This window comes from Arthrobacter sp. 10T413_2, assembly GCF_056394205.1.
This window is the reverse complement of record NZ_JBFTHK010000170.1, coordinates 1-9,058: the sequence shown is the minus strand read 5'-3', so window position 1 is coordinate 9,058 and position 9,058 is coordinate 1. Positions and strand designations below refer to the sequence as shown.

Here is a 9,058-nt window from a genome sequence, read left to right as displayed (position 1 = left end):
GCCCAGGTGTTCGGCGATCAGCCCGCTGGTGACGCCGGGAATGGGATCTTCCCGGGCCGGGTAGATGTCCAGGACCAGGGCCGTGTCCGCCGTGTTGAGCGCCTCGGCGAAATCGCGGGCGAATTCGCGGGTCCGGGAGAACAGGTGGGGCTGGAAGAGCACGTGGACTTTGTGCTGCCCGGCCACGGACCGTGCGGCGGACAAGGCGGCGCGGACTTCCGTCGGGTGATGGGCGTAGTCGTCGTAGACGCGGATGCCGCGTCCCTCCCCTTTGAACTCGAAGCGGCGCGAGGCGCCGGAAAAGTGCGCGAGTGCCCCGGCAGCGGTTTCCGGCGCGACGCCGAGTTCGATCGCGACCGCGAATGCTGCGGCGGCGTTGAGCGCGTTGTGCCGGCCCGGAACCTGGAGTTCGACGTCGAAGGTGCCCGCCGCCGTCGTAATTCCGATCCGGCCCGGTCCGGCGTCGTGCAGCCGGACAGYGGCGTCCGCCGCCGTCCCGTACAGGACCACACGGGTGTTGCCGCGGGCCAGGGTGCGTTCGGCGAGGGCCCTGGCGCCGGGGTCGTCCGCGCAGGCCACCAGCACGCCGTCAGCGGGGAGCAGCGCCGTGAAGCTGTCGAACGAGGCATAGACGGCGTCCGCGGTGCCGTAGAAGTCCAGGTGGTCCGGCTCGACGTTGGTCACCACGGCGATCGCCGGGCGGTAGTTCAGGAAGGAGCCGTCGGACTCGTCCGCCTCGGCCACGAAAATCCCGGAGGTGCCGTGTGCGGCGTTGACGCCCAGGGCCKGAACGTTCGCGCCAATGGCGAAGGACGGGTCCAGTCCTGCACCCTGCAGCAGCACGGTGATCATGGACGTCGTGGTGGACTTTCCGTGGGTTMCGGCGACCGCCACCACGGTGTCGTCCGMCATGGTGGCGGCCAGGGCCTCGGAGCGGTGCAGCACGGGGATCCCGGCGGCTCGGGCGGCGACGAGTTCGGGGTTGTCGGGCCGGATCGCGGAGCCGGCGACCACTGTCTGGGCGTCGCCAAGGTTGCCGGGCGCGTAGCCGACGGCGATCCGGGCACCGACGGCTGCGAGGTCGGTCATGACCGGGAGCGCCTTTGCGTYGGAGCCKCTCACCGGGATGCGGCGGGCCACCATGATGCGGGCGACGGCGGAMATGCCGACGCCGCCGATGCCGATGAAGTGCACGCGGCCGAGCGATGCCAGGGAAGGCGTGCMGTGTTGGGGCTGGGTCATAGCTTTACCGCTTCCTGCTGTGCTGGTTCATGCCGTGCTGGTTCCTGCTGTGCTGATTCAACGTCGCGACCTCGAGGACGAGATCGGCCATGCGCCGGTCCGCGTCCCGGATGCCGAGGCTTTCGGAKCTGGCGGCCATCCGGGCCAGCCTGTCCTTGTCCAGCAGCAGGGGGATGATGTTGTCGCGGATCCAGTCGGCGGAGAATGCTTTGTCGTCCACGATCAAGGCGCCACCGGCGGCGACGAGGCCCTCGGCGTTCAGTGCCTGCTCGCCGTTGCCGATGGGCAGGGGGACGAAGACGGCGGGGACTCCCACGGCGGCGACCTCGCATACCGTGGCGGCGCCGGCCCGGGCCAGCAGCAGGTMCGCCGCGGCGTACACGGTTTCCATGCMGTCCACGTATTCGACCTGCCGGTAGCCGGCAGCCTCGAGCGGTTTGCCGTCGGCGTCGTGCACGGACTTGCCGCGGCCGGTGATGTGCAGGGTCTGCACGCCGGCCACGGCGAGGGCCCCGACCGCCGCGGCGAGGGACCGGTTGATGCTCTGGGCGCCCGAGGAGCCGCCCGTGACGATCAGCGTCGGTTTGTCCGGGTCCAGCCCGAGCGCCAGCCGGGCCGCGGCCCGCCCAGCAGCGCGGTCCAGGCCCGAAATCTCCGGACGCATCGGCATGCCCACGTGCCGGGCGCGGCCGAGTTTGGTCGCGGCGAAGGCAACCGCCACGTGGCCTCCAAGGCGGGCGCCGACCCGGTTCGCCAGGCCGGGGCGGGTGTTCGCCTCGTGGACCACGATCGGGATCTTCCKGCGCCGGGCCGCGAGGTACATCGGCGTGCACACGTAGCCGCCGACGCCTACCAGGACGTCGGCCCCGGCCTCGTCCAGGATGGTGCCCGCCTGCTTCACGGCGCCGGCCATCCGGCCGGGGAGCCGGAGCAGGTCCACGGAGGGCCTGCGCGGGAGCGGAACCCGGCTGATCGTGGCCAGATMCAGCCCGGCTGCCGGGACCAGCCGTGCTTCCATCCCGCCGGGGGTGCCGACGGCCAGGAGCTGCACCTCCGGCCGGGACTGGCGGAGGGCGCCGGCGATGGCCAGCAGCGGGCTGATATGACCGGCGGTTCCGCCGCCGGCAAGGACCACGGACAAAGGCGACTCGGTGTTCATGAAGKGCTGTTACGCTTTCGTGCGGTTCTTGGGGACGGGTGTCTTGGGGGCGGTGTTCTTGGGTGCAGGGTTTTTGGGAGAAGGGTTCCGGGGTGCACTCCGCGCCGGGTTCCTTGTGCTGCCCGGCTTGGCGTTCGCGGGTGATTTTCCGGCGGCCTTMGCGGCCGGACGCGCGGCRCCCTGGCTGGATGCCTTGGTGGCCGACCGGGCAGCGCGGGCGCGCCGCACCGAATTTGCGAAGGCGGCCGGGCCGAACCTGAGCATCTTCTTGGGCTGCATGCCCGGGTCCATCTGGGCCCGGGCCAGGGACAGGACGACGCCGATGGCGCACAGCGACATCAGCAGGGCCGAGCCGCCGTAGGAGATGAACGGCAAGGGGACACCGATCACCGGCGCCAGCCCCGTGACCACGGCCATGTTGACGCTCGCCTGGCCCAGGAGCCAGACCATGATGGCCCCGGCCAGGACGCGGTGGAAAATATCGTGCTGTGCGACGACCACGCGGTAGATGGCGGTGCCGAGGATGGCGAAGAGGACCAGGACGACGAGTGTCCCGACGAGTCCGAGTTCCTCACCGATGATCGCGAAGATGAAGTCGTTGTGGGCTTCGGGGATCCAGCTGTACTTCTGCCGGCTCTGGCCGAGTCCGACGCCGAACCAGCCGCCGKAGGCGAGCCCGTACAGGCCGTTGGTCGACTGGTAGTTCAAGTCGGAGCCGTCGGCGCAGGTCTGGCCGGTCCATGACAGGATGCGGCACATGCGGTTCGGGTTGGTGACGGCAAGGATCGTCGTGAAAACGGCCAGCGCCGCTCCKGCAATCKCAAAGAGGTAGAGCCGGACGCCGGCGARGAACAGCGCGGCCGCCACGATGATCATCACGATCATCGCCGTGCCGAGGTCRTTTCCGGCGAKGATGAGCCCCAGGACTACCGCAGCCCCCKGAACCGCGACGGGAATGAGCGCATGGCGCCACTCGTGGAGGAGCTTGGCTTTGCGGTCAAGCACCGTGGCCATCCAGAGCGCCAGCGCCAGTTTGGCTGCTTCGGAGGGCTGGAAGGTGAACGGGCCGACGTCGATCCAGTTCTGGTTGCCCAAGGCGCTGCGGCCTACCAGGAGGACCAAGCCCAGCAGGGCAACGGCCAGGAATATGACCGGMCACGCGAAGCGCCTGAGCCAGACGACGTTGACGCGCGAGAGGACAAACATCGCAAAGACGCCAATCKCGGCGAATCCGCCCTGCTTGAGCGCGGCGGAGTAGGGTKACTCCCCCKCCGCGATGGCTTCGACGCTGGAGGCGGAGAGGACCATCATGATGCCGATAGCCGTCAGTGCCAGGGTGGAGCCGARGATCAGGTAGTACGTGGATCCGTTGCGGGACTTGCCGTTGCCTTCCAGCGCGGACCAGAATCGGCGGTACCAGGCCCGCACCCTCGCYGCGGGAGTGACTGCGGGCTTGCGGGACGGTGTCCCGGCGGGCACCGGGAGGGTGCCGCTGCCGGCGGACTTGCCACTGGCTGCCCCGCCTGCGGCGGCCCGAGCCGCCGTCGTGCGTGTGGGCGTGCTGACCATTGTTACTCCTCGCTGGTCTGAGCCTGCCCTTCCACGAGCTCGCGGACAGCCTCGATGAAGGCATCGCCACGGTGAGCATAGGAAGAGAACTGATCCATGGAAGCAGCCGCCGGCGCCAGCAGCACAGTGTCACCGGAGKCGGCCAGCTGCGCCGCCGAGGCAACGGCCTGGGCCATCACAGTCTCGCTGAAAATCGGCGAAGGGCCTGCGTCGGCTTTGGCCGTTCCGGCAGTCTGCACGTCTTCAGTCTCGCCCTTCGTCGGCCCGATCACGGGGACATCCGGAGCGTGTCGCTTCAGGGCGGCMTKCAGATCGCTGGAGTCCGCACCGATCAGGACCACGGCTTTGAGCCGGTTGGCGTGCTCTTGGATCAGGGAATCGTAGTTCACGCCCTTGGAAAGCCCTCCGGCGATCCACACCACGTTGTGGAATGCGGACAGCGACGCGGCGGCGGCGTGCGGGTTGGTGGCCTTGGAATCATTGATCCAGAGCACACCCTCGTGGCGGGCCACGAGCTGGATCCGGTGGTCGCCCGGGAGGTAGTTCAGCAGGCCCTTGCGGACCGCCTGCGGCTCCACCCCGTAGGCGCGGACCAGGGCTGCCGCCGCCAGCGCGTTGGCCACCATGTGGCGCGGAGCCACCGTGCCGAGGTCGGCGGTGGAGGCAAGTTCGGCTGCGCTGTCCTTGCGTTCGGCGATGAACGCGCGGTCCACCAGGAGCCCTTCGACGACGCCGAGCATGCTGACGGCCGGCGTCAGCGTGGTGAAGCCGACGGCCCGGCAGCCCTCCACAACATCGGCGTCCTCGACCATGCGTTCGGTCTCGATCTGCTCGGCGTTGTAGATGCAGGCCTTCTGCGTGTTCTCGTAGACCTTGGCTTTGTCCGCCAGGTAGGAGGCGTAGGAACCGTGCCAGTCCACGTGGTCTTCGGCGACGTTGAGGCACACGCTGGCCACCGGCGATATGGAGTGGCTCCAGTGCAGCTGGAAGCTGGAGAGTTCGACGGCAARGACGTCGTAGTCCACGGGGTCGCGKAGCGCGTCCAGGATGGGGGTCCCKACGTTGCCGACGGCGATCGCCTTGAGCCCGGCAGCCTGGAGCATGGACTCGGTCAGGCCGACCGTGGTMGTCTTGCCGTTGGTGCCGGTGATGGTCAGCCAGTCGGCCGTCTTGCGGCCCTTGCGTTCGCGGAGCCGCCAGGCGAGTTMGACGTCGCCCCACACCGGGATGTGGGCCCGCGCCGCGGCGGCGAGCAGGGCCTGGTCCGGGCGCCAGCCCGGCGAGGTGACCACGAGGTCCGGCTTCTGCCCGTMGATCTTCGGAACGGATTCCACCGCCTCGTCGCCCAGCAGGACGTCGGCCGCGCCGACGATCCGCAGGGTGTCAGCCTGGGCCAGCGCCTTGGGGCTCGTGGCGGCGTCAACCACCACCACCCGGGCGCCGAGCTCGATCAGGGTGTCGGCGGCGGCGAAGCCGGAGACGCCGATCCCGGTGACCACGACGCGCAGGCCGGCCCAGTCGGAGTCCCAGGTGGTGAGCTCCTGCAGCCGGCGTGAAGTGGTGAGCGGGACGGGGATAGGACCGGTCACAGGAGCACCACCCATTCAGCGTAGAAAATGCCAAGGCCGGCGGCGACAAACAGGCCGCACAGGATCCAGAACCGGACCACCACGGTGACTTCGGCCCAGCCCTTGAGTTCGAAGTGGTGCTGCAGCGGTKCCATCTTGAAGAAGCGTTTGCCCTTGGTGAGTTTGAAGTAGCCCACCTGGATGATGACCGAGAGCGTGATGAGGACGAAGAGCCCGCCGATGAAGGCCAGCAGCAGCTCGGTCCGGGACAGGATGGCGAAGGCCGCGACKGCGCCGCCGATGGCCAGGGACCCGGTGTCGCCCATGAAGATCTTCGCCGGGGAGGTGTTCCACCAGAGGAAACCGACCATTGCCGCGCTGAGAATGGCTGCCAGCAGGGCCAGGTCCATGGGGTCGCGGACCGAGTAGCAGCCGCCGCCGGCCTGYCGCGGGGAGCCGCACGCCTGGTTGCTCTGCCAGATGCCCATGAGCGTGTATGCCCCGAACACCATCACCGAGGCGCCKGCGGCCAGTCCGTCGAGGCCGTCGGTGAGGTTCACGCCGTTGGTTGCGGCGGTGACGATCAGGTTGGACCAYAGGACAAAGAGGATGGCGCCCATTACCGTGCCGGCGAAGGCCAGGTTGAGCCACGGGATGTCGCGCACCAGCGAGATCTGGGTGGAAGCCGGCGTCAGGCCGKCGGCATTCGGGAAGTTCAGCGCCAGGATGGCAAAAATAATGCCGACCGCCGCCTGGAGGATCAGCTTGGCCTTGGCGTTCAGTCCGAGGCTGCGCTGCTTGGTGATCTTGATGAAGTCATCCAGGAACCCGACCAGGCCCATGCCCACCATGAGGAACAGCAGCAGCAGCCCGGAAGCGCTCGGCCCCGGGGAGTGTGGGTTCATCAGCCACATGACCAGGTGCGTCAGCCCGTAGCTGACGAGGACCGCCAGAACCACGACGGCGCCGCCCATGGTGGGCGTGCCGCGCTTGGTGTGGTGCGAGGTGGGTCCGTCGTCCCGGATGAACTGTCCGTAGCCCTTGCGGACCAGGAACCGGATAAACAGCGGGGTGCCCGCAAACGCGAGGAGCAGGGCCATTCCAGCGCMCATCAGCAGTGCAATCACAGCTGTGCCCTCCCTTCGGTGGCGGTTGCGGCAGGTCCCTCGGCAGGTCGCTCGGGAGAGGTCTTGGGGGCTTGTGGAGGTAATGCTATCCGATCCCCCAGGTGCCGCAGCCCGATGCCGTTCGAGGACTTGAACAGGACCAGGTCACCMGGTTGGAGCTCGGCCTGGAGAAGGTCGTAGGCCTCGTCCGCAGTCTCGGCGAAAACGCATTCATCGCCCCAGGAGCCTTCGTTGACGGCAGAGACATAGAGCGAGCGGGCCTCCCGGCCCACCACCACGAGACGGGAGATGTTGAGCCGCACCACCTGGGTGCCGACCGTCATGTGCTCGCGGATGGAGTCCGGGCCAAGCTCCAGCATGGCGCCCAGGACCGCCCAGGTGCGGCGGCCGCGGCCCAGCTCGGCCAGCGTCCGCAGCGCCGCGCGCATCGACTCCGGGTTCGCGTTGTAGGCATCGTTGATKACGGTCACGCCGTCGGGGCGCTCCGTGCGTTCCATCCGCCACCGGCTGGCGGCGGTCTKGGCGCTGAGTGAGGCGGCGATCTGCGCGCCGGGGATGCCGGCGGCGTGCGCCGCGGCCGCCGCCGCGAGGAGGTTGGCGATGTGATGGGCACCAATCAGCTTGGCGCTGACGTGGTACCGGCTGATCCCCTGCTGTGTTGTGCCCTGCTGTGCTGGTTCCTGCGGGGCGCTGTCGCCGGGCAGGTAGAGCTCAAACTCGGGGTGGCCCTCGGCATTCAGATCGATGCCCTCGGCCCTGACCACATCGGTTGGGGCCACGTCCGGCTGGCTGCCGTTGTCCTGGCCGCTGCTGTTGTCCTGGCCTAGGCCGGCGGCGCGGGAGGTGTAGCCGAGCACACGGGCCCGGGTCCGGGCGGCCATCGCGGCGACGCGGGCGTCGTCGAGGTTCAGCACGGCTGTGCCTTCGGCAGGGAGCGCCTCCACGAGTTCACCCTTGGCGACGGCGATGTTGTCGATGCCGCCGAATTCTCCGGCGTGGGCGGAGCCGACGCCGAGGACCACGCCGATCTCCGGCCGGACCATGTCCGCGAGGTACCGGATGTGGCCGATGCCCGTGGCGCCMATCTCAATGACGAGGTAGCGGGTGCCGAAATCGGCCTTGAAAACGGTCAGGGGCACGCCCACCTCGCCGTTGTACGACCCCTGCGGCGCGACGGTGGCGCCGTCGGCATCGGACGCGGCGAAGATGCCGGCCAGCAGGTCCTTCGTGGTGGTCTTGCCGGCCGATCCCGTGATGCCAATCACGGTGAACGCGGCKCCGGCGGCTGCGCGGTGGGCGCGGATCCGGCGGACKGATTCAGCGGCCAKGGCGCCCATGGCAAGGACGGCGTCCTCGACGACGACTGCCGGGTAGCTTGTCCCGGCGGCGTCGGCGACCTCGCGCTCCACGAGCGCAAGGACGGCGCCCCGGTCAAAGGCTGCCCCGACGAAGTCGTGCCCGTCGGCGCTCTCCCCGGGCTTGGCCACATAGAGGGAACCCGCCGTGGCCTCGCGGGAGTCGGTTACCACGGAGGCGGGGGTAAGGCCCGGTTCCGCGGCCAGCCGGCCGTTGGTTATGTCGGCGATTTCCGCCGCTGTAAGTGCAATCATCTCGGTTTAGGACTCTATCCGGTGGTCTTCAAGAACGGTGAATCCCCGTGCTGTCAAGGCGTTCCGGAGCTCCACCCGGTCATCCAGGGCCAGGTTGACGCCCTTGACCTCTTGCCAGACCTCGTGGCCCCGGCCGGCGACGAGGATGGTGTCCCCGGCTCCGGCGAGCTCTACGGCCTTCAGGATGGCGGCGTCGCGCGGGAAAACCTCCAGGACGGTGCAGTCCAGGCCTTCGCTGTCCTTGGCCGCCAGGGCGCCGGCGAGGACGTCCTGGCGGATGGCCGCCGCGTCCTCGTCGTGGGGGTCGTCGTCGCTGACAATCACGATGTCGGCCARCCGGGCCGCGATGGCCCCCATGGCGGGCCGCTTGCTTTGGTCGCGCTGTCCGGTGGCGCCGAAGACGATGATCACTTTGGACCCGGGTTCCGGGGACCGGACGGCCTCGAGGGCCCGTTCCAGGGCGTCGGGGTTGTGGGCGAAGTCCACCACGGCCGCCGGTGCMGTGGACACGAGCTGCATCCGGCCGGGCACGGCAACCGTGAAGGGGTCGCCGGCGTCGAGGGCGGCCTGCACGGCGGCGGGCTCGTGCCCTCCGGCGAGCACCATGACGGTGGCCAGGGCTGCGTTGGCGACGTTGAAGCTTCCCGGCAGGCCGGTGTGGACGCGCAGCTCGGCGCCGTMGCGGTGGCGGAGGACGAAGTCGGAGCCGAGTCCCCGCGGCGTGGTCCGGACCACGGTCCAATCGGCGGTGCGGCCGGCTTCCGCGGGGCCGCTGGCAGTACT

At 69.3% G+C, this 9,058-nt stretch carries 7 protein-coding genes; all 7 read right to left on the bottom strand.

The features are described from left to right. Nucleotides 1-1,242 (bottom strand): UDP-N-acetylmuramate--L-alanine ligase (gene murC, locus AC1DBQ_RS19180; RefSeq protein WP_476930022.1); only part of this gene is annotated, 1,242 nt, incomplete at its 3' end. A gap of 4 nt (nucleotides 1,243-1,246) precedes the next feature. Then, nucleotides 1,247-2,401: a UDP-N-acetylglucosamine--N-acetylmuramyl-(pentapeptide) pyrophosphoryl-undecaprenol N-acetylglucosamine transferase gene (locus tag AC1DBQ_RS19175; RefSeq protein WP_476930021.1), complete on the bottom strand. Its 1,155-nt coding sequence runs from the start codon at nucleotides 2,399-2,401 to the stop codon at nucleotides 1,247-1,249. Nucleotides 2,402-2,410: 9 nt separating this feature from the next. Next, nucleotides 2,411-3,970 (bottom strand): putative lipid II flippase FtsW, encoded by a 1,560-nt coding sequence (ftsW, locus tag AC1DBQ_RS19170; protein WP_476930020.1) that lies wholly within the window; start codon nucleotides 3,968-3,970, stop codon nucleotides 2,411-2,413. Between the two features lie 2 nt (nucleotides 3,971-3,972). Beyond that, the gene (gene murD / locus AC1DBQ_RS19165; protein ID WP_476930019.1) at nucleotides 3,973-5,574 is read right to left on the bottom strand and encodes a UDP-N-acetylmuramoyl-L-alanine--D-glutamate ligase; all 1,602 of its coding nucleotides are present in this window, start codon (nucleotides 5,572-5,574) and stop codon (nucleotides 3,973-3,975) included. Beyond that, entirely contained in the window at nucleotides 5,556-6,665 is a 1,110-nt protein-coding gene (mraY, locus tag AC1DBQ_RS19160; protein ID WP_476930018.1) for a phospho-N-acetylmuramoyl-pentapeptide-transferase, read from the bottom strand. The genes murD and mraY overlap by 19 nt, the downstream gene beginning before the upstream one ends. Further along, nucleotides 6,662-8,275 carry a UDP-N-acetylmuramoyl-tripeptide--D-alanyl-D-alanine ligase gene (locus AC1DBQ_RS19155; RefSeq protein WP_476930017.1) on the bottom strand — a complete coding sequence of 538 codons (1,614 nt, stop codon included), beginning with the start codon at nucleotides 8,273-8,275 and terminating at the stop codon, nucleotides 6,662-6,664. Before AC1DBQ_RS19155 ends, mraY begins: the two co-directional genes overlap by 4 nt. A 6-nt stretch (nucleotides 8,276-8,281) precedes the next feature. After that, nucleotides 8,282-9,058: glutamate ligase domain-containing protein (locus tag AC1DBQ_RS19150; protein WP_476930016.1), on the bottom strand; the 777-nt coding region annotated here is incomplete at its 5' end.